This window comes from Planktomarina temperata RCA23, from assembly GCF_000738435.1.
GTDB lineage: Bacteria > Pseudomonadota > Alphaproteobacteria > Rhodobacterales > Rhodobacteraceae > Planktomarina > Planktomarina temperata.
The window spans coordinates 773345-799383 of record NZ_CP003984.1 but is presented as its reverse complement, the minus strand read 5'-3'; the positions used below and the strand labels follow the sequence as shown (position 1 = coordinate 799383).

Here is a 26039-nt window from a genome sequence, read left to right as displayed (position 1 = left end):
CTCATGACGGCACCCTTAGCGTCCAACCCAGACATCATACGTCCATTTATGCGCCAGGACGCATGATGAACTAGTATCGTTTTAATTAAGAGATTGATGTATATTTTGTCACCCCAAGCCGTTACAATGTGACAATACAGGTTTCCAAAAAATCTGCTTTTATCCACCATGCACCAATTCTCTAGGCTATTACCGTTCTCACACCGCCATCAGTCGCAATCGCGCATGAAGACACTCTTGCGCGTCGCGGGGACCTGAAAAATATGCGGAATCAGCGCGCGTCCAAAGAAATCATAACAACCTGTGTTATCGAAGTCGGAAACACTCTTCATATTGATGTGTCTTAGTATCTTCCACGGCCCTCAAGAACAGCAAGATGGCCTTTCAGCAATGTACCTTGCGCAAACTCCAACGATACATAGCTCTCATAAGCGTGGACACTACCGACACGGCTTTTCGGGGTGTCGGTTTCCAGCTCTAAAACAATCCCGACATACATTGGACGCGGATTGGCACGAGGCGCTTGTTTCAACAAATGTCAGAAAGGCGCATCTATAATTACGTGCAACACTCACTCATGACTTGAGCCCAGAGTGTCGTACACATTGGCGGAATTTCTCGCTCAATCGCTTGCATCGCGTCCACGATCAAATCCTCTCGCCATCTTTGACCAGCGATTTGAACACCTATGGGCACAGGGCCATACGGCAATTGAGCAACATGGGTTGGAATGTTGCCGGCGGGTAGACCAAGGTAGCTCATAACAAACGACCAATGGGCCTGCCCCAAAACCTCGGTCACGCCTTCAACACCTTCGGTATCTCTGGCGGGTGCGAAGAAGGGTTGCAGCAGGAACGGCGACAAAACCAATGAATAGGTTTCCATAAACTCTGCCCATGCCCGTGCGTATCGGGACCGTTGCCCCAACATCGAAACAAGCTCTGTACCTTCAAAAGGCGGAAAGACTTTATGGTAATCATCGAATATTCCTTGCAGGATGTCTGATCCATGTTCTTGGATATCCGGTCCAAGCAAGGTTTTCACTTCACCCAACAATGACCTATACCCAATTTCACCAGTTTCACGTACCAAGGGCGGTTCGATTTCTTCGACCACGTATCCAGCATTGGTGAGTGCGGACGCCGCTCGGTCGATGGCGAGTGAGACGTCTTGATGCAGGCCAAAGCCAAAGTCATTTTTGCTGACAGCAACCTTGATGGGCGTCTCTGGCGCCGTCCCAGTCCATGGGAATGGGACATGAAGGGGATCACGTATGTCTGCTGCAATCAGCGTTGGCATCGACAGGTGCAGGTCATCAGCGGTTCGTGCGATGACCCCCTGCACCGACATGGATTGCGCCAATAGGCCCCTTTCGCGGGTTTGGCTTGGGTTCCAAGCGGGCACACGACCAAGCCCAGGTTTGACCGTCACAGCCCCGTTTGCAGAGGCCGGAAACCGAAGAGAGCCACCAATGTCGTTTCCATGCGCCAATGCGCCGATGCCAGCCATCACAGAGGCACCTGCGCCGCCTGATGATCCGCCCGCCGAAACATGGCGGCCCCACGGATTGTGCGTGCGCCCGAATAGCGGATTGTCGGTGTCTGCTCGGAATGAAAATTCTGGTGTGTTGGTGCGCCCTATGATGACTGCACCGGCGGCCCTTAGGTTGGCCACAACGGGAGCATCATCTGGCGCGATTACATCTTTGAAGGCAGCGACGCCATTGCTTGTCGCATGGCCTTTCTGGTCGACATTGATCTTGATCGTGACCGGCACACCGTGCAGCGGCCCCTTGGGCGCGTCGCTGGCATCCAACGCTTTCGCTTCGGCACGGGCGGCGTCTACGCAGACCTCAACAACGGCATTCAAATCTGGGTTCACGGCATCCAGGCGATCCAAGGCAGCTTCCACAACTTCAGACGCGCTCAACGCACCTCTGTGTGTCGCGGTCGCAATCTCTGTCGCGCTCCATTGCCAAAGCGGACGAGGATCAGAAGACTTATCATTCTGTGTCATATTGCACCCTTGTTTGCGTTTTCTGGTCTTGTGCTGCGCGCATTAAATACAACGGCCGCCGTCCACCGCCATGCAGACGCCCGTGACCATGCTGGCCTCGTCCGAGCACAAGAAGCAAGCGGCATTGCCCATATCGCTTGGCTCAGAAAACCGGCCGATTGGAATTGTGGACAGGAACTTTGCGCGGATTTCCGGTGTGTCTTCACCCATAAAGACCTTGAGCAGAGGCGTTTCTCCAGCGACGGGATTGATCGCGTTCACTCGGATACCTTGCGGTGCCAATTCGACAGCCATCGCCTTGGTTGCCGTGTTCATCCAACCTTTTGATGCATTGTACCAATTCAGGCGCGGGCGTGGGCTGACCCCGGCTGTAGAGGCAACGTTCAAAATTGCGCCCTGGCCCTGCTTTTTCATCACGGGAACAATGTTCTGTGCTGTTAGGAAAACTGATTTGCAATTCACGGCAAAAACTTTGTCAAAGTCCTGCTCGGTCACTTCTTCCAATGGTGCCGGGTAATGCGTGATTCCTGCGTTGTTTACCAAGATGTCCAAACGGCCATAGGCGCCGAGCGTCACGTCCACCATCGCAGCCACCGAAGCGCCATCTGCGACGTCGACCTGTATCCCAAGGCCTTTGACCTCTGCCGCGATCTCATGTGCGCCATTAACGTTCAAATCCGCGACAACAACGCGTGCGCCTTCCTCTGCGAACTTGCGGACAATCCCGGCTCCGAACCCTGATGCGCCTCCGGTTACAACGGCTACTTTGTCTTGTAATCTCATGTTCTGTCCTAACCGTGATAAGTGGCAACTGTTTTGACCGTCGAGAAACTAAAGAGCGCCTCGAACCCTTTTTCGCGCCCATGCCCTGAATGGCCAGATCCACCGAAGGGGAGTTCAACGCCGCCACCCGCGCCGTAGTTGTTTACAAAGACCTGCCCCGCGCGCAGCTTTTTCGCCATACGCATCTGACGCGCGCCATCACGGCTCCAGCAAGAGGCGACAAGCCCGTAGTCGGTTCCGTTTGCGATTGCGATGGACTCGTTTTCGTCCTTGAACGGAATGATAACCTGAACCGGACCGAAGATTTCATCCTGCGCGAGGCTATGGTCGGGCGCGACATCCGCAAAAAGTGTGGGCGCCACATAGGCCCCTGTATCAGGCGCGCTGTCTGAAATCACGCCCTGTGCCGCGATAGTGAGATCGGCACCCTTCTCTAGGAAGCTATTAACGATAGCCTTTTGGCGATGGGACACCAAAGGCCCAACATGTTTGTCTTCTAACGCTGGCGCTGCAATTAGGGCTCCATAGGCCTCGGTCATTCTGGTTGTGACTTCGTCCAACAGGCTGTCTTGAACCAGTATCCGCGAAGATGCAGAGCACGTTTGCCCGGCGTTCTGGATACCTGCGTTGACAAGGAATGGCAGGGCCGCGTCCAAATCTGCGTCTGCGAAAACGACCTGCGGTGATTTCCCGCCAAGTTCGAGCGTGACTGGTACGATGTTTTCTGCGGCCGCTTTCTGGATAAGCTTTCCAACACCGACGGAGCCCGTGAAGGAAATATGATGGACATCTTTGTGCGTTGAGAGCGCTGCGCCTGCCTCTGCACCAAGCCCCGAAACAACGTTTAGTGCACCATCAGGCAAACCCGCGTCGCGCGCAATTTCGGCAAAAGCGAGTGCTGTCAGGCATGCCTCCTCCGCGGGTTTCAAAACGCAGGCGTTACCCATGGCCAACGCCGCGCCAACAGATCGGCCGATGATCTGCATTGGATAGTTCCAAGGGACGATATGGCCCGTAACCCCATGCGGCTCGCGCAGGGTATAGACGGTGTATCCCTCCATATATGGGATGGTCTGACCATGAACCTTGTCGGCTGCTCCACCGTAAAATTCCAAATAGCGCGCCAAGGCGATAGCATCGTTGCGCGCCTGCGTCAGGGGTTTACCAACGTCCTGCGCCTCAAGTGTCGCCAATAGATCGACATGCTTCAGGACATACTGGCCGATTTTAGTGAGGATGCGTCCACGCTCCACCGCCGTGGCCGCCCCCCAATCACCGTTCAATGCAGCCTTTGCTGAATCCACAGCTGCGTCGACGTCCGCAGACGTTCCGCGCGCAATAGCGCAGAGTGTTGATCCATCAGACGGGTTGAGCAGGTCGAGGTATTCTCCCCCCGCAGGCGGCCGCCACTGGCCACCAATGAGGCACTGATCTGGCGCAATCCCATTCGGCATTTCGATCATCTTTGGGCTTTCCTCTTTCTATCATTCCAAGTGGGCAACACATCACCGGGCCGAGGCGTCGCTTCAAAAACCCCGCGCGCGATGGCCCGGGCGACGCAGACAGATGCCGCATGGCCAAGTTCAAACAACGCCATATCATCCACGACCAGACCAGCACCAGTGGAAACCGCAAACAGCAAGTCGCCGTCAAAGGGTGAATGTGCCGGTTGTATGGCGCGTGCAATTCCGTCATGCGCGGCCACCGCTAGTCGGTGACACTGTGCTTTGGTGAGTGCGGCATCGGTGGCAATGACCCCGATTGTCGTGTTGGCTCGGTCTTGACCCACTGCTGCGATCATCGCCATTTTTTGGCTTGGATCTGGGGTGACCAGATTGCTTCTTGGGTCGGGACCAACGCCACCAAATTCATCGCCCATCTCATGTGGCGCGGCCCAGAAATGATTGCCACCTGGTGTTGTGACCGACCCAACAGGATTAACAGCCATCAAGGCCGCAACGGTCCGTCCGCTGTCCAACATCACAGAAGCAGATCCCAGACCACCCTTAAAACAGCTGTCCAACGCACCGGTTCCAACCCCTGTGGACCCAAGATTGAAGTCCACTCCGGCTGCGTCCAAGGCAGCCCGCCCGAGTTTCGGATAGGGGTTGTCGGCCCAACCTTTGTTCCCACCATTGACCATATCAAAGAGAATGGCACCGGGAACAATCGGTACGGTCACTGGTCCCACGGGGAACCCGCGTTTCGCGCGCCGCAAACCGTCCACAACCCCATCACAGGCGGCCAAACCAAAGGCGGACCCACCTGACAGCACCAAGGCATCAATGCCAGCGACGGTTTTATCCGGTGCCAAAAGATCCGTTTCGCGCGTGCCCGGTGCGCCGCCCATAACATGCACACTTGCGACGAAGGGTACATCACTCGTTACAACCGTCACGCCAGATTTCAGATCTTGATCCTCTGCGTTGCCCACCAAAAGGCCGGTCACGTCGGTCAAAAGGTTTCTTGGCCCAGGTTTCATGGTACCACCTCAAGTTCGGGCAGGTGCGGGGCTGATGCGATTAGCTTGCGGGTATAGTCTTGTTGGGGCGCGGCAAAGACGTTTGCGGTTACACCCTCTTCGATGATCTGCCCTGACTTCATGACCATTACCCGATCAGCGATTGCTTTTACAACGGTCAGGTCATGCGTGATGAACAAGTAGGTAAGCCCAAGACTTTTGGAAATTTCAGTCAATAAGTCAAGTATTTGCGCCCGAACGGAAACATCCAAAGCAGACACAGCTTCGTCCAAAATGATAAGTTCCGGTTTGACGATCAAGGCCCGCGCGATCGCAATTCGTTGACGCTGACCACCTGAGAATTCGTGAATGAATTTAAACTGATCCGCAGCGGTTAGGCCGACCGACACGAGTGCCTCTGCGATCTCATCCGGCATTGCTTTGCGGCCAAGGCTAAAGAAGGGTTCGGCGATCAGTCGACCCACTTTGTGGCGTGGGTTGAAGGACCCGTAGGGGTCTTGAAAGACGACTTGCATTTTGCGCCGCGCCTCAGCGGAATGGTGCACGCTCTCACCTGCGATTAGAACTTCGCCGCCTTGCAGGTCTTCTAGTCCCAAAATCGCGCGTGTCAGCGTTGACTTGCCGCACCCGCTTTCCCCGACAAGACCAAGGCATTCGCCGCGTTTGATCTGAAAACTCACTTGATCAACCGCCCGAAACACGCCCGGTTTTCCAAAGGGTGTTTTGCGGGGTAATGGGTAGTCGCGAATGGCGTTTTGCACGGAAAGCAGAACGTTGTCTTCATGCGTCGTACCACGTTCTGGTCGGTGGGCAGAGGCCGCAAACAGTGCCTTGGTGTAGGGATGTTGCATTGTCTGAAACAGCGTCTTGGCCATGCCGCGTTCGACAACCTTGCCTTTGTTCATAATGACGATGGTGTCCGCAATGTCCGTCACAACCGCCAGATCATGGGTTATGAGCATCAACCCCATGCCATCCTTTTTTACCAGCTGTTTCAACAGCACTAAAATTTCGGCCTGTGTGGTCACGTCTAACGCTGTTGTAGGCTCATCCGCGATCAGCAGTTTTGGGCGCAATGCGATGGCCATTGCGATCACCACCCGTTGTCGCTGCCCGCCTGACAACTCGTGCGGGTAACGCGTCAAAGGGAACTTATCTTGCGGCAGTTCGCACCGTTCTAGCGTCTCGGCCGCGCGTTTCAGCGCCTCAGACTTTGTGACGCGTTCATGAATACGGATCGTTTCAGCCACTTGCTGGCCAATCGTTTGCAAAGGGTTTAACGCGGTCATCGGCTCTTGGAATACCATGCCAACGCTTTTCCCTCGCATGGCGCAAAGCGATGCTTCGTCAGCGTCCAAGACGTTCAAGCCATCCAGCTCAATCGTGCCACGAGATGTTGCACCGTCTGGTAAAAGTTGCATCACAGAGAACGCAGTAAGCGATTTGCCTGAACCACTTTCACCGATTATTCCACAGACCTGGCCCGGTGAAATCTCAATTGACACGGCTTCAAGGATTGACGTTCCATTGATGGATAAATTCAAATCTTGGATACGTAGGATGCTCATCATCGCGCCCTCCGAATCTTGGGATCAAGCAGATCACGCAAGCCGTCACCTGCAAGGTTTAAGCCAAGGACAGTGAGTAGGATTGCGAAGCCGGGGAAAAACGCGAGATGTGGTGATGTGTAGATCAGGGTCTGGCTTTCGGCCAGCATGCGCCCCCAGCTCGGGATTGGTGGTTGCGCGCCAAGGCCCACATAGCTTAGCCCCGCTTCGGCCAGAATGCCGAGAGAGAATTGAATAGTCCCTTGAACGATCAGAAGGTTGGTGATGTTCGGCAAAATGTGTTCCGCCGAAATTCTGGGCTGTCCTTTGCCGGCCACTCGCGCAGATAAGATAAAGTCACGCTGCCAAAGCGGCAATGCCGCGGCACGGCTGAGTCGGGCAAATACGGGTATGTTAAAAATACCAATGGCGATGATCGCGTTCACAGCCGATGGCCCAAAAATCGCAGTGATCATGATAGCTATCAACAACGACGGAAATGCAAAAACCAGATCGTTGCCCCGCATGATGATTTCGTCCAGCCAACCGCCATGGCGCGCAGCAGCGGCAAGCCCGAGCGGCACGCCCAAGCCCATTCCAATCCCGACCGCAATAAATGCCACCGCGATAGAGGTTTGAGCCCCCACCATGATCATCGAGAACGTGTCTCGCCCGAAATGATCCGTGCCAAACCAATGTGCGGCCGAGGGTGTTTGCAGCTTGTTTCCGATTTCCAGCGCAGTGACGTCATGCGGCGTCCAAATCAGTGAAACAAGCGTGCCAATGACAAAGACCGCAGTCAACCCAAGGCCGATCACCATGTTGCGTGAGCGTAGTGCACTGTGAAGGAAGCCGTTCTCGGTCATATTAGCTCCGAACCCTTAGGCGTGGATCGACCCACGCATAGGCGATATCAACAAAGAAGTTCACCAGAATGACTGCAAAGACCAGCAGCATGACAACGCTTTCAACAACAATAAGATCGCGTTGCGTGATGGCCTGAAACACTAGCCGCCCGAGACCAGGCAAAAAGAAAACGTTTTCGATAATAATTGCACCGGCGAGCAGGAATGAAAATTGAAGGCCAATGATCGTCAAAACTGGGATCATTGCGTTGCGCAGCGCGTGGCGCCACAACACTTGCCGACGTGTTAGCCCCTTGGCGCGGGCTGTGCGCATGTAGTCTTCTGAAAGTGTGTCCAACAACGATGATCGCATCACGCGGGACAAGATCGAAGCCTGCGGCAAAGCCAACGCAATCGCAGGCAAGGTCAGGGCTTTCATCGCTGGGAAAATGCCTGCATCCCAGCCCGGGAACCCACCGGCTGAAAACCAACGTAGATTGATGGCAAACAGAATGACCATCAGGATCGCAAACCAGAAATTGGGTATTGCGACGCCTAACTGCGTCGCACCCATTACGGTAATGTCAGTGACTGATCCTCTGCGGGCCGCCGCCAAAATCCCAACCGGGAACGCGACAACAACCGTAAGCATCAATGCATACAATGCCAGCGGCAGCGACACCTGCAACCTGTCCGACACAATGTCAGACACCGGTGTACGGTAGGTGTAGGACGTGCCCATGTCGCCACCAAGGAGACCACCAACCCAACCTAGATACCGTTGAGCCAGCGATTGATCGAGCCCCAGTTCCACCCGCAGGGCCTGAATGGTGTCAGGCTGCGCATTAATGCCCAACATGAAACTAGCTGGATCACCAGGAACAATTTCAATGCAGGCAAAGATGACCAGGCTCGCCACGATCAGTGAGAGGCACAGCGAACCTAGTCGTTTCGTTACATACGTGAGCATTTAGACGCAGATCAATCGGACCAAGAAACCGCAGTCAGGTCAATGGCCTGCGTTGGCGCGTCTTCCCAAATGCCAGTGAGTTTGGCATTTACGACAGAGGTCAGGGCCAGCTGGAACAGGTAGCCATTCACGTAATCCTCAGAGATGATGGTTTGCGCCTGCCTCAACAATTCAGAGCGTGTTGCAGGATCATTTTCAACACCCAATGCTTCGATCAGATCTTGAAATTCCGCGTTGTCATACTGAAAATAGTATTCTGGACGCGCATAGATTCCAATATCCATCGGTTCTGTATGGCTTACGATGGTTAGGCCAAAGTCATACCCACGGAACGCCTGCTCCAACCACTGTGCCCATTCGAGGTTTGAAATTTCCGTCTCGATGCCAATCTCGCGCAACTGGGCTGCGATGATCTCACCGCCACGGCGTGCATATGAGGGCGGTGGCAATTTCAACGTCGTCGTGAAACCATCTGGATAACCTGCCTCAGCCAACAGCGCCTTGGCCGCTTCCGGATCAAACAGCGCGTTGCCAGTCAGATCAACGTAGTCTGGGTTATGCGGCGCAAAGTGCGTTCCGATTGGCGTGCCGTAGCCAAACATTGCGCCATCGATGATTGCCTGACGGTCAATCGCCATGGACACGGCTCTGCGTACACGGACGTCATCGAATGGCTCCAATTTGTTGTTGATCGCAAGTATGGTTTCACCCTCGGTGTTGCCTGACAAAACGGTAAAGCGAGGATCAGCTTCGAATTGGGCCAGGTTCTCTGGTGCTGGATAGCTGTAGAATGCGTCAACATCTTCGGCCATCACGGCCGCAAATGCAGCGGTCGGTTCTGAAATGTACTTAAACGTTGCGCTTTCCAGTGCGGCAGGTGTTCCCCAATAGCTATCGTTGCGGACCAAAGAGATGCTGTCGCCCTGACGCCATTCTGAGAACTTGAACGCGCCTGTTCCCACCGGGTTGTTTTTGATGTCTGCAATGCTTTCTGGCGCAACGATCACAGCATCGCCCCAAGCCATATTGAATAAGAAGTTACCCTGTGGCGCGGAAAGCGTGACCTTCACCGTGGTCGCGTCAACGGCTTCTACGCTTTCGATACCATTAAACAGTGCTTTTTGGGCATTGGTGGAATCCTCTGCGCGTGCACGGTCCAATGAGAAGACGACGTCGCTCGCTTCGAATGATGTTCCATCATGGAACGTAACGCCGCTATGCAGCTTAAAGGTGTAGACTGTGCCATCTTCAGAAATGTCCCAGCTTTTCGCCAGACCTGGAAGAACAGCGCCATCTGACCCGAAGCGTGTCAGCCCTTCGAAGATGTTTGAGTAGACCACTTGGTCAATAGCGCCTGCAGCAGCAGATGTTGGATCCAGATGCGGTGGTTCAAGCTGTAGACCAATGGTTACATCTGTTTTCGCCGCATAGGCTGACGTTGCGATGAGCAGCGCAGCGCTTGATAGCAAGATTGATTTCATTGTTTGGTTCCCCGTCATGTTTTTCCTGGCCTACGTTTTAGCGGCCTTCGTTAAATTTCTTGGCCTAAGCGCTTATGCTCAGAAGAGCTGTCTTAAGGCTCATCTCAGTGTACTTTTTTCAACTACTGTGGCAATACCGTAGCTCTACGGTATCATCCTGCAATGGAAAACTTGACCCAACTTGCATTTGACTCCGGGCCTACTGTCGTCGTTTTGACCAAAAACAGGATCATTCGGGGTGCTGTCAGAAAAATAAGACCACGCATCAAATTGTAAGCATAACATAAATGTACGTGTTCAACAATTGGCGCCACTTTGGTGGAGCGACAAGGTTCAGCTTGAAATTGAGGCGTGATTAGCAGACAGATCTATGTCTGTATCGCAATCCTAACCTCTAACTGGAACGCCATTTGGACTGGACTTTCGTTTTGCCGTAAGCCTACGTCTGATGCTGTCAGGCACGTACTCAACCAAGTTCATGATGACAGTTCCTTTTCAGGACAATGGCATACGGCGTTCGGCCATAGTTACAAACCAACTGCAGCCAACCGGGATTACATCGTCGTTAAATTCATAAGATGGATTATGGAGATCAGCGCTGTCTCCGTTTCCAACGAATAAATATGCTCCAGGCCGCTCAAGTAACATTTCAGAAAAATCCTCTCCACCCATCGATGGTTCAAAATTGCGGTGTGCTACCCCACAAACAGACAGAGCTATTTCCGCCGCAAAATCCGCTTGGCGCTCATGATTTACCAATGGTGGCGGACCAGACATGTGAGTTACCTCTGCCACAGCACCGTAACCATCTGCTGTAGACTTTGTCAGAGCATCTATCCGAGCGCGTACGAAGCTCTGAACATCTTTCTCAAAGGTTCTTACAGTGCCACGTAAACGAACTGTGTTGGGTATAACATTATATGTATCAGTTTCGGTACGAAAACCGCAAACAGATACCACGATATTTTCCAAAGGATTAATATTGCGAGATGCAATCGACTGAAGCGCAACCACGATCTGTGCCGCTACTAATGTGCTGTCCACACTTTTATGCGGCATTGCGCCATGCCCACCTTTTCCATGTACAATTATTTCAAATTTATCAGGACAGGCCATTTGCGGACCTGTACGCACAGCAAATTCACCAATAGGAAGTCCCGGCATATTATGCATTCCATAAATTTCTTCGACGTTCCACTTATCCATTAGTCCAGCATCAATCATTGCACGAGCGCCACCACCACCCTCCTCCGCAGGCTGGAATGCTAGCACAATCTTACCGTCGAAATTGCGGGTTTCTGCCAAATATTTTGCAGCGCCTAGCAGCATAGAGGTATGCCCGTCATGACCACAGGCATGCATTTTTCCCGGTATGGTTGACGCGTGTGGCAAATCATTGACTTCTTGAATGGGCAAGGCATCCATATCAGCGCGAAATCCTATGGAACGCCCAGAAGTATTATTTTGACCATGGATTACTCCAACTACACCCGTTCCACCAAAACCGGTCACTATTTCATCAACTCCAAATTCTTTGAGTTTGGAGGCAACGAAAGCTGCCGTACGATACTCTTCAAAGCGTAGCTCTGGATGCGCATGCAGATCACGGCGCCAAGTCGATATTTCCTCAAACATTTCGGAAAAGCGATTTAAAATTGCCACCATTTTCTCCATCGGCCCAACAATAAAAATCAGTTCAGCTGCCATCTAAGGTAACAGCAAACTAAGTTTGTGAAAGAGCAAAACTACAACCCTTGCCTTTTGCTATAATAATTGTGCAAGAATATGATAAAAAAAGGGTGCTGTCAGACGAATGAGAACTCGCATCGAAGTATTGGCGCTGCCTGAATCTATGCGCTCAATAATTGGCGCCACTAAACGAGCGTAGCGGCGTGATTGAGGTGAATTGCGAGGGTTTTTAATCCCTAAACGCCATAGACCAAGGTTATTCGCTTTAACGAAGCTAAAGTGGAAAACGAACACCAAGGGCCACAGCCAAGCGGATGATCTCAGGGCTTGTTTTAAAGTACCTGAATAGAGAGTGTTTTGTCATAGGGAGCGGCTACGAAACAGCCCGCTCGGTGTTGTCAGACAAACTTGAACACCCGAAAAAGGCACCTCAAGTCAATCATCATGCGGCACAGAAATTGAACCACTCTGTGAGAGCGGTTGTGCGTTTTTGCTTATAAGTCTGTCTGTTTTCGAGATGTCTTTCGTGATTGAAGTGGTTGTATATCTGGGCGTGATAACTGGTAAATTTCTGAAGCATTGCACAACTTTTAAACTTCTGCATCGCTCGTTCTCGTCGTCGAAATGGCAGGTGCGAATTTTCGCATCTGTTGTTGGACCGGCCTCCACAAAGCTGTCTATCCGCAACGCCAATTTCACGAAAAGCGGCACCGTAAGATGGTAACTTATCCGTTGTGATGATCTTAGGTGAGCCGTGTTTACGCATTGCTTTTATGAGGAACTTCTTCGCTGCAGCCTTGTTGCGTCGCCTCGTGACGTAACATTCAAGAACTTCGCCTTCGTGATCAACGGCGCGCCACAAGTAAAAGCGTTCTCCATTTATTTTCACAAAGACTTCATCCAGGCGCCATTGCCAGTTTGAGTGGTGCCCTGCCCTATTCTTACGGATTTCTCCCGCGAACTTTGACCCAAAACGTTCAACCCAAAACCGAACTGTTTCGTGACAGATATCGACGCCGCGTTCATGCAAGATGTCTTCTACCTGACGAAAACTCAGCGGGTAACGTATGTAATACATAACCGCCAATCGGATGATTTTGGGAGACGTTTTGAAATATTTGAATGGATTATGTACTGTCATTTACCAAAAATAGGGATCAACCGCAAAACCGTCAAGTTTGTCTGACAATGCCATTATCGGTCCTCCGTTTCCTAAACATAGCGCTGGACCAGTTCAGATGGGGAGGCTCAAGACAGCAAAATTGATCCATGTACCCTAAAGAATATTTTATTTATAAAAGAGAAAATAGAAGGAATTACTAATGGAAGAATGGTGGCGCAGCGCCGTTATATATCAAGTTTACCCCCGTTCGTATCAGGATAGCACTGGAAACGGGATAGGTGATCTTGCGGGTATCACTCATCGGTTGGACCATATTGCCAACCTAGGTGTGGATTGCATTTGGCTATCGCCAATCTTTGCATCCCCTCAAGCGGATATGGGGTACGATGTATCCGACTACTTGTCTGTCGATCCGTTGTTCGGAGATTTGGCGGCATTTGACAAACTGATTACCGGTGCCCATGCACATGGGTTGAAGGTGATTGTTGATCAGGTCCTATCACATACGTCAGAACAGCATGCCTGGTTCAAACAATCTCGTCGGAGCCGCCAAAATGACAGAGCGGACTGGTACGTTTGGGCTGATCCGCAGCCAGATGGTTCACCCCCTACAAACTGGCACAGCCATTTCGGTGGTCCAGCTTGGGAATTTGATCCGCAGCGGGGACAATATTATTTGCATAATTTCCTTGCCTCACAGCCTGATCTGAATTTTCACAACCCCGATGTAGTGGATGCCATTCTGGACACCTGTAAGTTTTGGTTGGATCGTGGATTGGACGGCTTCAGATTAGACACCGTAAACTACTATTTCCACGATGAGAAACTACGGTCCAACCCACCTGCACAGGCAGCACCTCAGGTCATGGCGACGGATTTGTACGGGATGCAAAACAATATCTACAATAAAACACGCCCCGAGAATTTAAACTTTTTGGAACGCCTGCGTGCGCTGACCGATCAGTACGAAGATATCATGATGGTCGGCGAAGTTGGTGAAATGGGACGACGATCAATCGAGATTATGGGCGAATACACGCAAGGTACCGACCGTCTGCACATGGCCTACAGCTTTGCGATGTTGGGGCCCGATTTCAACGCTGAGCATTTCCGCAATTGCATCGAAGGTTTTCAAGAAGGCGCACCCGACGGTCATCCCTATTGGTCGTTTAGCAACCATGATGTGCCACGGCATGTGTCCCGTTGGGGAGGTTATTCCGTTTCCGAAGACGCGATGGCACGTCTAGCCTGCGCAATGTTGATGTCGTTCGAAGGTACAATTGGAATCTATCAGGGCGAAGAGCTTGGGCAGACCGAGACTGAATTGGTGTTCGAAGAACTGACCGACCCCCCCGCCATTAGGTATTGGCCAGCTGTCAAAGGGCGTGACGGATGCCGCACACCGATGGTTTGGGACGCGAACGCCGCGAATGCCGGGTTTTCGGATAGCGTTCCATGGTTGCCGGTAAAGCCACCGCAAACCGCAAATGCAGTTAAACAACAACCCGATGACGGGATTATGGCATTCTACAAATCCATGATTGCGTTTCGCAAAAACAGCTCTGTTCTCTCGCATGGTTCGACGCGTTTTATCGCGTTGGCGGAACCCTTGTTGGCATTCACCCGTACGCAGGGTGCTGAACATATCACCTGTGTCTTCAACCTGTCCAAAGACAAGCACACCATTTCCTTGATTGGTGCGGCTAATATCATCTGTGGGTCAAGCGCATCCATCGATAGTTCCATCCTAACTTTGGATGGCAACGGGTTTGCTTATCTGACCCACAGTGACATGGCGGTTATTTAGGTCACGTTATCACATCGGGTTTCGTGCGGCCGGTGATTGCCGCCAGATCTGACAGTTCCAAAGCTGCATCCCGAACCGGGTGCAGCACCTGCGTCGGATCATCATCCAGGTGATTTGCATCCGTTTGCAGCTGTTCCAGATAAATGCGGATTGTGGCACCACTGGTTCCGGTACCAGACAGACGGAACACCGCGCGCGACTGCCCGATAAATGAAACGCGAAAGCCTTGGCCGGCTGACGTTGATCCGTCCACAGGATCCAAATATTCAAACTCGTCTGCATTTTCGACTTCAAGGTCACCAAAGTTTTGACCCGATAAACCGTCAAGTTTTGCTCGCAGAGAGCCGAATAACTGCGTGGCTTTATCGCTATCCACATTTTCATAATCCAAACGGGAATAATAACAACGTCCGTACGTCGCCCACAAATCCGTCATCAAACCGGCCACAGATGTCTTTGTTTCTGCCAAAATATTCAGCCAAAGTAGCACAGCCCACAGCCCGTCTTTTTCACGAACGTGATCAGACCCGGTGCCTGCACTTTCTTCGCCACACAGTGTGACCTTGCCTGCATCTAACAGATTTCCAAAAAATTTCCAACCGGTGGGTGTTTCAAAACAGGGAATGCCTAGCCCTTCGGCCACACGATCTACAGCGCGCGATGTGGGCATGGATCGCGCCACGCCCGATAACCCGGCTCGATAAGCAGGGGCCAAATGCGCCTTGAAAGTCAACAGTGCCAAGCTATCAGACGGTGTAATATAGGTGCCAGGTCCCACGATCATATTGCGATCGCCATCCCCATCGGACGCTGCCCCAAAATCTGGGGCAGCCCCACTATACATTGTGTCCATCAGTTCCTTTGCCCAAATTGGGTTGGGATCAGGATGACCGTTGCCGAAATCAGAACGAGGCAAACCATTGATTACAGTTCCTTTGTCTGCCCCCAACATGTCTTCCAGAATAGTATGCGCATAAGGTCCAGTGACGGCATGCATTGCATCAAAGCACATGGTAAACCCACCCGCGAACAACGCGCGAATTTTATCGAAATCAAAAATCGTTTCCATCAAGGCTGCATAATCGGAAACAGGGTCGACGATGTCCACCGCCATGCCTTCGATATGAAGCGTGCCAAGCGTTGACAGGTCGATATTGTCCGCGGCGACGATCTTGTAACAATCTATCGTTTGGGTTCGGGCGAAAATCTTGTCCGTTATGGCCTCCGACGCTGGTCCGCCATTTTTGCCATTATACTTTAACCCGAAGTCTGCGTTTGGCCCGCCAGGATTGTGACTGGCCGATAGGATTAGCCCACCGTCAGATTCCAGCAGGCGGATCAAATGAGACGCCGCGGGTGTAGAAAGGATGCCGTCTTGCCCAACAATACACCGAACGGCCCCATTGGCCGATGCCATCCGCAAAATGATCTGGATCGCATCGTCGTTAAAGAAGCGACCATCACCGCCCACGACCAACGTCTTTCCTTCGATCCCACCTATTCCATCAAAAATTGATTGAACATAATTTTCCAGAAAATGAGGCAATCGGAACACCGCCGTCTTTTTACGCAATCCACTAGTTCCGGGTTTCTGACCTTCAATGGGTGTCGTTCGAACAGTTTGCATTGGCATGGTGTAATCTCCGTTGGTCAAGGGTGAATTTTGCTTTATATGGCGTCGGCCTCATTGGTAAACACGACAACGCTGTCCGCATCAATATACGTGCCGTCTAAGGACTGATTGTGCGCAGTATCAAAACTACGCGTCCAGATATCCCCTTCACGCAAACCCGGCAGGATCACTTCAACCGCAGGGCCACGGTTCAGAACGACCAGCAATGCACGTTGGCGATTTACGTAAGTCGGCGATCCTGCAGCGGTGCGGAGTTCCGCAATCAAAGTTCCTAGATCAGAATTGTCCCAATCTGATTGCTGCATTAGTTTTCCATCAGCGCGTCGCCAGAACAGATCGGATTCTCCATCATATTTGCGTTGACGTGAATGCAGGAACCGCGTCTGGCGCAGGATCGGGTGTGACTTGCGTAAAACAATAGCCTGCTGGCAGAACTCCAAAAAATCTTTGTCGATGCCCGACCAATCAACCCAGCCGATTTCATTGTCCTGGCAATAGGCATTATTGTTACCCTGCTGCGAATTCCCCAACTCGTCACCGGCCAAGATCATCGGCGTGCCTTGCGACAGCATAAGTGTCGTGATCAGGTTTCGCTTGCGCTGTTGACGGGCCGCACGGATGGCGGGATCATCAGTCGGTCCTTCAACGCCCATATTGTCCGACTGGTTGTTGGAATGGCCATCGCGGTTGTCTTCGCCGTTGGCCAGATTATGTTTGCTATTATAGCTGACCGTATCTTGCAGCGTGAATCCATCGTGAGCAGTCACAAAGTTCAATGAACTGTTCGCGCGCCGCCCATCATGGTCAAAATAGGGTGCAGATCCTACCAAACGTTCAGCCATACGCGTAAACGTACCACTGCCCCTGCGCCAAAATTCTCGGGTGTCGTCGCGGTATTTATCATTCCATTCCAAAAACGGCGACGGATAGGCCCCCAATTGATACCCGCCCGGACCAATGTCCCACGGTTCAGCAATCAACTTGACCTTGTTGAGCACAGGGTCCTGCCCGATGGCACGAAAAAACGGGCCATCGCGTTCAAACCCGCGTGCGGTGCGTCCCAGGGTGGAACACAAATCAAACCGGAAACCATCGACCTTCATGACTTCGACCCAGTACCGCAAGCTGTCCATCACAAGACGGATGACAAACGGGTTTTCAAAATCCAGCGTGTTCCCGCAACCGGAATCATCAGTATAGTAGCGCGGGTTTTCGTGTAGGCGGTAATAGCTGGCATTGTCCAAACCACGGAACATCAGCGTCGGACCCAGTTCGGACCCTTCGGCAGTATGGTTGTAAACGACGTCCAGAATGACTTCGATATCAGCAGAATGAAAACGGCGGACCATTTGCTGAAACTCAGCAATATCGCCCCCCTTCATGTAACGCGGGTCAGGGGCAAAAAAGCCGTAAGTCATGTACCCCCAGTAATTCGTGAGCCCTCGATCCAGTAAAAACTTGTCGTTCATGAAAGCCTGAACAGGCAACAGCTCCACCGCCGTAATTCCCAATTTGTTCAGGTGTTCCAACATTGGATCAGACGCCATGGCCGCATAGGTTCCAGGATTTGGAATCCGTGGATGCCCTGCGGTCAACCCTTTGACATGAGCCTCGTAAACTATGGTGTCTTTCAAATGATGACCCGGGGCCGTCACTGTCCCCCAATCGAAATACGGATCAACAACTACGCTACGCGGCATATATGGTCCACTGTCCTGTTTGTTGAAACTGAGGTCTTTGTTCTTGTGGCCCGGTTGATAACTGAACAACGCATCATTCCACGTGGGGTGCCCGGTCAGTTGCTTAGCATAGGGATCAATCAGCAGTTTGTTATGATTGAACCTGTGACCTTGCTCTGGCTTATACGGGCCGTCCATCCGGAAACCGTACTGCTGCCCCTTTCTAAGTCCGGGGATGTAACCATGCCAGACATGACCTTGTCTTTCAGGCAAAGCAATCTGGCGAACCTCGATCCCCGCGTTATCGAATAGGCACAAAGTTACGGTTGTGGCATGGCGCGAAAACACGGCAAAGTTCACCCCATCGGGGTCTAGGGTGGCACCCAATGGGGATGCCTTTCCTGCAAGGATATTAGAAACTGTCATGTTGCCTATGGTGACTAAAGTACAGATTCATACAAATCTTTGTATGTTTGGGCGGCTGCTTCCCATCCTACCGGTTGCTTCATCGCATTGCGTTGAATGGAGCGCCATACATCTTTATCGGAATACAGCGTCAGCAACCGATTAAACGCATTAGCAAAGGCATGTGCATTGATTGGAAAAAACTGGATGCCGGTCGCAACTTTTCGCACCATAGCAGCGGGAGATGCATTAATCACCGTATCCGCCAATCCACCCGTCAACGCTACCAACGGCACAGTACCATAGCGCAAACCATAAAGTTGGGTCAGGCCACATGGTTCAAAACGTGACGGCACTAGGATTGCATCACCACCTGCCATCATCTGATGCGACAGCTTTTCATCATATCCGATTTTGACAGACAGGTTTTGATGTTTTGCGGCAGCTTTTAACAATGCAACTTCGAGCGCAGGATCACCGGATCCCAAAAGAGCCAACTGACCGCCATTATCTAACAACGCAGGTAATGCATCCAACGGTGCTGTCAGACTAATGAGAACTCACATCAGATTGCTGGCGCAGCTTTAATCTATGCGCTCAATAGTTGGCGCCACTCAGCAAGAGCGGCGGTTCGATTGATCTTGAAATTGTCTCGTGAGTAGAAGTGGCGCTCCTGATTGAAATGGTTGTGGACTGAAGAGTGGACGGCAGCGAACTTTTGCAAACATCGCATCTGTCGAAAGCGGAGCATAGCGCGTTCTCGTCGTCGAAACGGCAAGTGGGAATTCTCAGCCCGATTATTTACCCAGCGACCCGTTTCCTGCCGATCCGCATTGCCAACAACTTTCATTGCAGCGCCATAGGAACGTAGTTTGTCCGTCACAACTACTTCTGGCCCGCCGTAGCGCTTCATTGCTTTTCTGAGAAATTTCAAAGCCGCTTTGCGGTCTCGGCGCTTGGTTACATAACTTTCCAGCACCTCACCTTCGTGATCAACGGCGCGCCAGAGATAATGTGTCTCTCCATTTATCTTTACGAAGACCTCGTCCAAGTGCCATTGCCAGTTCGAATAAGATCGCATCCTACTGACCCGGTTTCTTCGTATCTCAGCAGCAAACATCGGACCAAATCTATTCCACCAAAACCGAACTGTTTCGTGGCTGACCTCAATGCCTCGTTCGTGCAGAAGATCTTCCACGTTACGGAGTGAGAGCGGAAAACGAACATACAGCATCACAGCCAAGCGGATGATCTCAGGGCTCGTTTTAAAGTACCTGAACGGGGAGTGTTTTGTCATACGGAGAGGCTACGAGACCACCCTGCCCGTCTCAAGCTCGTTTTGTCTGACAGTGCCGTATCACTAGCTTACGATAACTTCCGGCCTTTAAACGGGGGTACCCCCGGGGTGGGGTCGGCTATATAGCCAATTGCAAACGCACCACCCATCAATTTTCGGCTTTATAAGACTTAATTTTGTCACAATACTGTCACAACGTGTCACAAATATCCGGCAATTTCTGGTTGACCAATAAAAACCAATTCACCACAGTAAACCCCGCAAGGATTTGTAAAAATATGCAAAACTAAGAAGAAGTTTGGTAGCGGCACAGGGACTTGAACCCCGGACACGCGGATTATGATGGAATGCGGTATAATTTAAACATCTAAAAACATATGCTTACAACAGCATTATCATGATGTGCTAATAAATGTGCTAAACTCTAACGCACAGAGTGCAGAATCCCCCTGTTCAACACTCACAATCTGCCTCAAAATCTGTGAGGCGTCCAGCAAATCATGTTGCGATAACTACCTATAAGGAAGCCCTGCCCGTCTCAAGTGGTTTTATCTTATAGTGCCTAACGTACGTCATTACTGCAAGTCGGATGACTTCAGGGCTGGTTTTAAAGTAGCAGAATGGAGAGTGTTTTTATTATATCATGCGTTAACGTCGCTCGTGCGACGTTAAGTAGCTTTGCCTGACACTGCCACAGATGTTAGCGGGCTGGACGTCTCGAAATTGTCTTTGTAAATAATCATGAGCCCCGCTACGGCAATAACACACAACGGGATAGTGATCATAAACGCTAAAAAATATAACTCATCAAGCAAATCTTTTAGGCCCGAAAAAAGAATAGTATTATCAATTGTACTGTTAAGCATATAAACTAAAATAATAAGACAAACGGCCTTAAACCCAACATTAAAATAGGCGGTCATGTTGAGAGATACAAAAAGCCAAAACAGCACAAAAACCCTCCCTTCTAAGACAGTTAAGAACTCTTCGGTGAGTGAATTTGTATCTAGTGTAGCAAACTGGTTAATTTTCAGTATAAAATACAAAGCTATAAACAATAAAACATATAAATTGATAAAACAGAATAAAGCCCTAAACGATGATGACTGACCAGTACGATCGGTTACTATAGGCTGACTTTTGGAAAAGGCTTCCAGGATGGCTACAATTTCAAGATCAGTTATTTTCTTCTCTACCATACCGTCAATCCGTAAGGTGAGGGCTAAATGTGAGTTCAAAGCACATCCAAATTAAACTTATGATAAGAATTGGACGCAGGGACTGTACTAAGGAAATTACTCCCCCTTCGGGATATTCAACCATATTGTACAAAACGAAGTGGTCATCAAAGTACATGGCTATAGCCCATGCAGTTAATGCCACCGTTACGTACTTAGCGTACGTTAAGGAATATTTCAGCGTGAACAAGATGCTAACCAAACCAAACGTTAAAATCGCCAAACGAATACTAGTGAGCTTTGTTGTAGCATGATTATTTAATACATGATTGGGAGCAAGAGGGTCTAAGGTTGCAGTTACCAATACAAAAAATGACAATAAACAAAAGGCATAACCTATAATTATAGAGACCCAGAACGCTTTGGGGAGCTGCAAGCTTTCAAACATGTATTCCTCCCCTTTCATCCAATAAGATTAACTCCTACAAAATCTAAATCAAAAAGCTAAGCTATCCTTGAGAAGACTAACCTATCCAGGAGTGTAGTTCCCCCCAACAACCCCTCTAATAAATGGACCTAATGTCCGCAAAATTCTTAGTAAGTTATATGTCGAGACCTCAGCATAACTGGAAGATTCCCAATAGCATGGATATTTGGTATCCTTGTTTCATGCAGAAACCTTTTGTCACCCAAGCTGAACTTTTTGTCTCCAGCAGTGATTTAGAACACCCCGCTCTCCATGCGTTTGACGACACGGAAGCGGTTTTGGACTTGTCTAAAATAGAACCGATATTATCCTCGATTTATGCCTCCAAGACGGGCCGTCCAAGCTACCCGCTTTTGACCCTGTTTCGAGGGTTGTTGTTGGGCGTGTGGTATCGCCTATCTGATGTTGAACTATCTCAATGCTTGTATCGTGATTTATTGTTTCGCAAATTCTGCCACCTTGAGTTAGGCGGCGATGTTCCTGAAGCTTCTACACTGGGACGGTTCCGCAACCATCTTGTCGAACACGATCTGTGGGAACGGTTATTGGGAGAGATCAACCGTTAACTTGAAGCCAAGAACATCATTTTGACGGAAGGTCGCATTAACATCATCGATGCAACCCCGATTGAAGCAGCGCAATCTGGCTCGGGAAAGGGCAAAGACGGCAAGCCCAAACGCGACCCAGATGGAGGCTGGCATGTAAAGAAAGATAGCCGCGGCACTCTAAAATCCACATATGGCTACTCGGTTCATACGGGTGTTGACGAGGACGGCTTCATCCAACGCCAGACAGTAATGGCTGGCAATGTACACGACAGCCAAGAGCGCGATACGCTTTTGTTGGGTGATGAGACTGTCCTTTATGCGGATGCGGCCTACAGTTCAAAAGAGACGCGCGATAAGTTAGAACGTTTTGGCATTGCAGATCAGGTGCAACGTAAGGGCTACCCTCTGGCTGGCAGGGCATTACATGCCCGAGAAGCGCAACCAACCGCTCTCAGAGCAAGACAGCAGGCGCAACGATGCAATCGCCGTTATCCGTGCTGGCGGTGAACGCCCCTTTGCCACTTACAAAAGCCGCTATGGCCTCGCGCGAACCCGTTTTATGGGACTGGCCAAAAATATGACCGCTTACGGTATCGCCGCTATCGCGCATAACCGGCGCAAAGGGGCCAAGTTCTTGACCCTCTACGGCCTGCCTGACCCGAATTATGCTGGATAAGTGCGGCCAAAACCCAGAAATGGGGCAATGAACCACGCCAAATTATCCATATCTAACCCTTAAATACGCAAATAGCTGATTTTAATGGAAGTCTGTCGGGAACGTGGTAATATCAAGCTGAAAAGTAGACCTTATACTGAGGTCTCATGTAGTTTAAGACTCAAAGTTAATTATGTAATTTTGAGTTTTTCAGCAGCTTTTAATTTATAAATACCGTTCCCCTAAGATGAATTCAGAGCAGTACTGCCTCCAGCATAGATATTAGTTTTGGCGTTGTCTCTGACAACAGCAAAATTTCACTTCTTCAAGGTACCCAGAGTACTTTAGTATGCCATAGTTAGCGATGAGTTGATGACGCGGCTCTGCCTAAACTTTGATTAAATAGCTTACACGCTGATAGAATTAAGCATCCTTGATTTGATCTTTATGAACAATGGCGATCCATATAAGACAAATTAAGAACAAAGGCCTAGACAGTTGAAATGCCGAAAAATATGGCCTTTCAGCTATTTGCGAGAAGCCTGAGAAAAGAATAGCAATGTCAATTGCGCTATTAAGCATATAAATAAATAGAATTGTACTAAGATACTTAAATCCATAATTATAATAGGCAGATATATTCAAAATCATCAGAAACACCAACACCACAGTAGCGCGTGTATTTAGTATAGATAAATATCCTTGATCGAGGAAATCTGTATTAATACCTTCAACAAGACTTCCTTTTACTAAGAGATACAATAAGAAACCCATTAGTATGTATAGATTGATAACCCCAAGTAATACTTTGAACGTCAAAGACTGGACAGGACGATCTTTTACTTTGGACAGAACATTTGAGGCATCCCGCAATAAAAGCTCGATTTCAATATTAATTATTTTTTTTCGTGACATACCGTCACTCCCTAGGCTGAGCGATAAATATGAGTTCGAAGCACATCCATATTAGACTTATGATAAAAATTGGACGAAGCAAGTGTACTACGTCAATTGAACTCCCTTCGGGATATTCAATCATACTGTACAAAATGAAGTAATCTTCAATGTACATGATGAAAGCCCATGCAGTTAATGCCACTGTTACGTACTTGGCGTATTTTAAGAACCTGCTTAGGATTACTGGATACGCAATTAATGCAAAAACTATAAACACCAAACGAACAGTAGTGAGCTTAATAGCAAAATAATATTGTGTGGCAATCTCGAGGTTAAATACATCTCCCGGTGAGATCAAAAACACATACAATACAAATAAACAATAAGAATAAGCTATACTTATTGCGATCCAAAACGCTTTAGAGAGTTGTAAACTTTTAAACACAGGGCCACCCCTTTTAACCGTCAAGGATTTGTAGGAGGTATTAACAAATTAATTAAAAATCAATAGTCAACATAAATACGAATTTTCATAAAAGGAAAATTTTCGAAATGAACACTTCTAGGAAATATTAGGATGTTTTCCTTACACCTTGCCCAAATTTTGCTTCCAGCAGACCAGGGTCGCCCACAGGGATTAGCGACGGAAACGGCGAATTAGGCTGGGCGCAGCTGCGTAACCTACAAACAACAGCAAGCCAAAGGCCAATACCGCTAAAAATGCATTCCAGTTTTGGTTCCAGAGCAGGACCCCCGCGATCGGCGGCGTAATGACGAAAGGCGCCAGAACCAGCGTTGTCAGCGGGTTTGCAATTTGGCGGCGGTTTTGACCTAAGACACATATTTCGAGGCCACGCATTATTATTTGATGAACATGTAACCGATCCGGTGCCGAAACATCCGCATTCCTGCGCAAACGGCGATAGACAGCAAGCGACGTATCGGCAGCTGGCCAGAAAAAGGTTAACAGAATTGCCCAAGGTGAGACATCTGGCGCATTAACCAGCAGAGCGATACCAAACCAACTCAGCACAAATCCAATAGTATAGGCACCAGCATCACCGAGGAATATTAGACCAAACGGATAATTTATGAGGAAAAACCCGAATACCCCCGCCGCCACGAACATAGGGAGGTGAACCATCGTCGAGTAGCCGGATATTTCTGCGATTTGGCTTAGCGCCAAAGCTGCGACGATGGCCGTAAGAGAAGCTAAGCCATTCACCCCATCAATCAGATTAAAGCTGTTTGAAATTCCCGCCGTAACCAAAATGGTAAGAGGGATGCCAACAGCCGAATACTCCATCAAGGGATCCAATACCGGGATTCCAGTCCGAGGCAGCCAAACGCCGAAAAGCCAAATCGTCAACAAACTTGAACTAATCGCGGCTAGCATGCGCCGTCGGGGGGACATGTGGAAACCGAAGTCCTCGGCAAGCCCTACAAAAAAAAGGAGAGAAGTAACAAGAACGAAGGCAGAGTATGTCCCTGAAATTGGCCCCAATCCGAAAATGGAGAACAGGCCAAGGGCGCCGAAAACCGCTATGCCTCCAACACGCGGGGTCGGGCGTGTATGCATTGATTGAACCGCACTCAGGTCGCAAGTCCGACCGCTGAGCCACGGAAGCCGCGAGCACACAAAGACTATCCCTACGCAAAGACCAAACGAAAGTGAGGTCAGGGCATATTCATGCAAATTCGAGGGCGGTATGGCATGGTTAAACAAGGTCGTCCCAATCAGTCAAAAGAGCAGATTATCGATTTGATATCACTCCAATAGACTAATCGGTCTCACACCGGCGATGTGCAGAAGTATAGTCTCGAGCACAAAAGTACAGAGCCAAACTGGGGCGATTTCAATTAGTTAAAATTGCTGGAAAATCGGTTTCAGGGCTTGAAGTGGGTATAAAAAATTAAAATTGCAGACCCCACATTAGGCATCTGAACCATAAGCGAAGAGACTATTACTGTATCCGCTCCATCCTCAAAGGATGCGGATTTTATGTTCTTTTCACATGACAAAGGCTCAAAACTCGTGACAAGAAAGTCTTGCCAAGCATTTTCTGAAGCACGGTTCATCCCGCCAGTACTAATTTGAAACATCCGTTTCTTTGTGGCTGTGAATTTACCTTTAGCCTGATGTAGGGCGCTGATATTTTTTACGCCATAATATCCGGTTGGTTAAACTTGAGATTAACGAAGATTGTATGACTAACAGATAATTATCTCTAAGCTCGTCCAACCTAATAGTAGTGACACTTACAAAATTATCCCAACCCTCAACATATTCATCGAATGATTTAACTTCCGGTGGAAAGGAAAAAATACGAGGCATTATTCAGGGCATTGGAATAAAAATAGAAACCGCCTTCACCACGATCAGACATCGTACCAAGAGGTCACAGCGATGCCTTACACTCGATGGCATGCTGCACATAATATTTAAGCTGGGCCAATGCGCCAAGCAAAACAGGGGAGCTTCTATACTTTTGTGCGTGGGACTATTCTTCTGCGCAG

The 26039-nt window shown here is 49.8% G+C and carries 21 protein-coding genes and 3 pseudogenes; 4 read left to right on the top strand and 20 right to left on the bottom strand.

What is annotated here, in order from left to right; genetic code table 11:
• Window positions 1-558 precede the first annotated feature (558 nt).
• From RCA23_RS03815 to RCA23_RS03770, 11 genes and pseudogenes are all read right to left on the bottom strand, one after another.
• Window positions 559-2016 (bottom strand): amidase family protein, encoded by a 1458-nt coding sequence (locus tag RCA23_RS03815; protein ID WP_044049172.1) that lies wholly within the window; start codon window positions 2014-2016, stop codon window positions 559-561.
• 42 nt (window positions 2017-2058) lie between these two features.
• Complete coding sequence (locus RCA23_RS03810; protein ID WP_044049171.1) at window positions 2059-2799, bottom strand: SDR family oxidoreductase; 741 nt, start codon at window positions 2797-2799, stop codon at window positions 2059-2061.
• Window positions 2800-2807: 8 nt separating this feature from the next.
• A complete protein-coding gene (locus tag RCA23_RS03805) occupies window positions 2808-4262 on the bottom strand; it encodes an aldehyde dehydrogenase family protein (RefSeq protein ID WP_044049170.1) in 1455 nt (484 codons plus the stop codon).
• Window positions 4259-5281, bottom strand: coding sequence for a P1 family peptidase (locus RCA23_RS03800; RefSeq protein WP_044049169.1), 1023 nt, complete (start codon window positions 5279-5281; stop codon window positions 4259-4261). The genes RCA23_RS03805 and RCA23_RS03800 overlap by 4 nt, the downstream gene beginning before the upstream one ends.
• Complete coding sequence (locus tag RCA23_RS03795; protein WP_044051258.1) at window positions 5278-6849, bottom strand: dipeptide ABC transporter ATP-binding protein; 1572 nt, start codon at window positions 6847-6849, stop codon at window positions 5278-5280. The genes RCA23_RS03800 and RCA23_RS03795 overlap by 4 nt, the downstream gene beginning before the upstream one ends.
• The gene (locus RCA23_RS03790) at window positions 6849-7694 is read right to left on the bottom strand and encodes an ABC transporter permease (protein ID WP_052377014.1); all 846 of its coding nucleotides are present in this window, start codon (window positions 7692-7694) and stop codon (window positions 6849-6851) included. Before RCA23_RS03790 ends, RCA23_RS03795 begins: the two co-directional genes overlap by 1 nt.
• 1 nt (window position 7695) lies before the next feature.
• Entirely contained in the window at window positions 7696-8643 is a 948-nt protein-coding gene (locus RCA23_RS03785) for an ABC transporter permease subunit (protein ID WP_044049168.1), read from the bottom strand.
• Between the two features lie 11 nt (window positions 8644-8654).
• A complete protein-coding gene (locus RCA23_RS03780) occupies window positions 8655-10124 on the bottom strand; it encodes an ABC transporter substrate-binding protein (RefSeq protein ID WP_236631389.1) in 1470 nt (489 codons plus the stop codon).
• Window positions 10125-10619: 495 nt separating this feature from the next.
• Window positions 10620-11786, bottom strand: a complete 1167-nt coding sequence (locus tag RCA23_RS03775; protein WP_044051256.1) for an amidohydrolase — start codon at window positions 11784-11786, stop codon at window positions 10620-10622.
• A gap of 304 nt (window positions 11787-12090) precedes the next feature.
• Window positions 12091-12177, bottom strand: a pseudogene (locus tag RCA23_RS16720) (IS6 family transposase); the annotation flags it as partial.
• A 78-nt stretch (window positions 12178-12255) separates the two neighbouring features.
• Window positions 12256-12954: an IS6 family transposase gene (locus tag RCA23_RS03770; protein WP_044049166.1), complete on the bottom strand. Its 699-nt coding sequence runs from the start codon at window positions 12952-12954 to the stop codon at window positions 12256-12258.
• Window positions 12955-13135: 181 nt separating this feature from the next.
• On the opposite strand from RCA23_RS03770, the gene RCA23_RS03765 reads away from it, so the two are divergent.
• The gene (locus tag RCA23_RS03765) at window positions 13136-14743 is read left to right on the top strand and encodes an alpha-glucosidase (RefSeq protein ID WP_044049165.1); all 1608 of its coding nucleotides are present in this window, start codon (window positions 13136-13138) and stop codon (window positions 14741-14743) included.
• A gap of 1 nt (window position 14744) precedes the next feature.
• On the opposite strand, the gene RCA23_RS03760 is transcribed toward RCA23_RS03765, so the two are convergent.
• The 7 genes and pseudogenes from RCA23_RS03760 to RCA23_RS03735 form a co-directional block, all read right to left on the bottom strand.
• Window positions 14745-16376 (bottom strand): alpha-D-glucose phosphate-specific phosphoglucomutase, encoded by a 1632-nt coding sequence (locus RCA23_RS03760; protein WP_044049164.1) that lies wholly within the window; start codon window positions 16374-16376, stop codon window positions 14745-14747.
• Window positions 16377-16411: 35 nt separating this feature from the next.
• Window positions 16412-18481, bottom strand: a complete 2070-nt coding sequence (gene glgX / locus RCA23_RS03755; protein WP_081870883.1) for a glycogen debranching protein GlgX — start codon at window positions 18479-18481, stop codon at window positions 16412-16414.
• Between the two features lie 14 nt (window positions 18482-18495).
• Window positions 18496-18996 (bottom strand): annotated as a pseudogene (locus tag RCA23_RS03750) (glycosyltransferase); the annotation flags it as partial.
• A 53-nt stretch (window positions 18997-19049) separates the two neighbouring features.
• On the bottom strand, window positions 19050-19757 hold the full coding sequence (locus RCA23_RS03745; RefSeq protein WP_044049162.1) for an IS6 family transposase: 708 nt from the start codon (window positions 19755-19757) through the stop codon (window positions 19050-19052).
• 561 nt (window positions 19758-20318) lie between these two features.
• Window positions 20319-20390: pseudogene (locus RCA23_RS16965) on the bottom strand (IS6 family transposase); the annotation flags it as partial.
• Between the two features lie 35 nt (window positions 20391-20425).
• Complete coding sequence (locus RCA23_RS03740; protein ID WP_052377012.1) at window positions 20426-20956, bottom strand: hypothetical protein; 531 nt, start codon at window positions 20954-20956, stop codon at window positions 20426-20428.
• Between the two features lie 4 nt (window positions 20957-20960).
• Window positions 20961-21383: a hypothetical protein gene (locus RCA23_RS03735; RefSeq protein ID WP_044051253.1), complete on the bottom strand. Its 423-nt coding sequence runs from the start codon at window positions 21381-21383 to the stop codon at window positions 20961-20963.
• Between the two features lie 197 nt (window positions 21384-21580).
• Here RCA23_RS03735 and RCA23_RS16715 point away from each other — a divergent pair, with 197 nt between their 5' ends.
• The 3 genes from RCA23_RS16715 to RCA23_RS16830 are packed head-to-tail and all read left to right on the top strand — an operon-like array spanning window position 21581 to window position 22646.
• Complete coding sequence (locus tag RCA23_RS16715; RefSeq protein WP_044049161.1) at window positions 21581-21988, top strand: transposase; 408 nt, start codon at window positions 21581-21583, stop codon at window positions 21986-21988.
• A 21-nt stretch (window positions 21989-22009) separates the two neighbouring features.
• Window positions 22010-22477, top strand: coding sequence for a transposase (locus RCA23_RS16710; protein ID WP_268870336.1), 468 nt, complete (start codon window positions 22010-22012; stop codon window positions 22475-22477).
• On the top strand, window positions 22395-22646 hold the full coding sequence (locus RCA23_RS16830) for a transposase (protein WP_044049160.1): 252 nt from the start codon (window positions 22395-22397) through the stop codon (window positions 22644-22646). The genes RCA23_RS16710 and RCA23_RS16830 overlap by 83 nt, the downstream gene beginning before the upstream one ends.
• A 402-nt stretch (window positions 22647-23048) precedes the next feature.
• Here the strand turns inward: RCA23_RS16830 and RCA23_RS03720 are convergent, their stop codons facing one another.
• Window positions 23049-23540 (bottom strand): hypothetical protein, encoded by a 492-nt coding sequence (locus RCA23_RS03720; RefSeq protein ID WP_044049159.1) that lies wholly within the window; start codon window positions 23538-23540, stop codon window positions 23049-23051.
• Window positions 23541-24159: 619 nt separating this feature from the next.
• A complete protein-coding gene (locus RCA23_RS03710) occupies window positions 24160-25101 on the bottom strand; it encodes an MraY family glycosyltransferase (RefSeq protein ID WP_052377010.1) in 942 nt (313 codons plus the stop codon).
• Between the last annotated feature and the right edge of the window lie 938 nt (window positions 25102-26039).

Bases quoted from the DNA above. Each gene is read 5' to 3' on its own strand.
- RCA23_RS03720 (WP_044049159.1), bottom strand. From the start codon at position 23,540: ATGTCACGAAAAAAAATAATTAATATTGAAATCGAGCTTTTATTGCGG.
- RCA23_RS03765 (WP_044049165.1), top strand. From the start codon at position 13,136: ATGGAAGAATGGTGGCGCAGCGCCGTTATATATCAAGTTTACCCCCGT.
- RCA23_RS03710 (WP_052377010.1), bottom strand. From the start codon at position 25,101: ATGCATACACGCCCGACCCCGCGTGTTGGAGGCATAGCGGTTTTCGGC.
- RCA23_RS03780 (WP_236631389.1), bottom strand. From the start codon at position 10,124: ATGAAATCAATCTTGCTATCAAGCGCTGCGCTGCTCATCGCAACGTCA.
- glgX (WP_081870883.1), bottom strand. From the start codon at position 18,481: ATGACAGTTTCTAATATCCTTGCAGGAAAGGCATCCCCATTGGGTGCC.
- RCA23_RS03785 (WP_044049168.1), bottom strand. From the start codon at position 8,643: ATGCTCACGTATGTAACGAAACGACTAGGTTCGCTGTGCCTCTCACTG.
- RCA23_RS16830 (WP_044049160.1), top strand. From the start codon at position 22,395: ATGCCCGAGAAGCGCAACCAACCGCTCTCAGAGCAAGACAGCAGGCGC.
- RCA23_RS03800 (WP_044049169.1), bottom strand. From the start codon at position 5,281: ATGAAACCTGGGCCAAGAAACCTTTTGACCGACGTGACCGGCCTTTTG.
- RCA23_RS16715 (WP_044049161.1), top strand. From the start codon at position 21,581: ATGGATATTTGGTATCCTTGTTTCATGCAGAAACCTTTTGTCACCCAA.
- RCA23_RS03815 (WP_044049172.1), bottom strand. From the start codon at position 2,016: ATGACACAGAATGATAAGTCTTCTGATCCTCGTCCGCTTTGGCAATGG.
- RCA23_RS03735 (WP_044051253.1), bottom strand. From the start codon at position 21,383: ATGTTTGAAAGCTTGCAGCTCCCCAAAGCGTTCTGGGTCTCTATAATT.
- RCA23_RS03745 (WP_044049162.1), bottom strand. From the start codon at position 19,757: ATGACAAAACACTCCCCGTTCAGGTACTTTAAAACGAGCCCTGAGATC.
- RCA23_RS03760 (WP_044049164.1), bottom strand. From the start codon at position 16,376: ATGCCAATGCAAACTGTTCGAACGACACCCATTGAAGGTCAGAAACCC.
- RCA23_RS03790 (WP_052377014.1), bottom strand. From the start codon at position 7,694: ATGACCGAGAACGGCTTCCTTCACAGTGCACTACGCTCACGCAACATG.
- RCA23_RS03770 (WP_044049166.1), bottom strand. From the start codon at position 12,954: ATGACAGTACATAATCCATTCAAATATTTCAAAACGTCTCCCAAAATC.
- RCA23_RS03810 (WP_044049171.1), bottom strand. From the start codon at position 2,799: ATGAGATTACAAGACAAAGTAGCCGTTGTAACCGGAGGCGCATCAGGG.
- RCA23_RS03740 (WP_052377012.1), bottom strand. From the start codon at position 20,956: ATGGTAGAGAAGAAAATAACTGATCTTGAAATTGTAGCCATCCTGGAA.
- RCA23_RS03795 (WP_044051258.1), bottom strand. From the start codon at position 6,849: ATGAGCATCCTACGTATCCAAGATTTGAATTTATCCATCAATGGAACG.
- RCA23_RS03805 (WP_044049170.1), bottom strand. From the start codon at position 4,262: ATGATCGAAATGCCGAATGGGATTGCGCCAGATCAGTGCCTCATTGGT.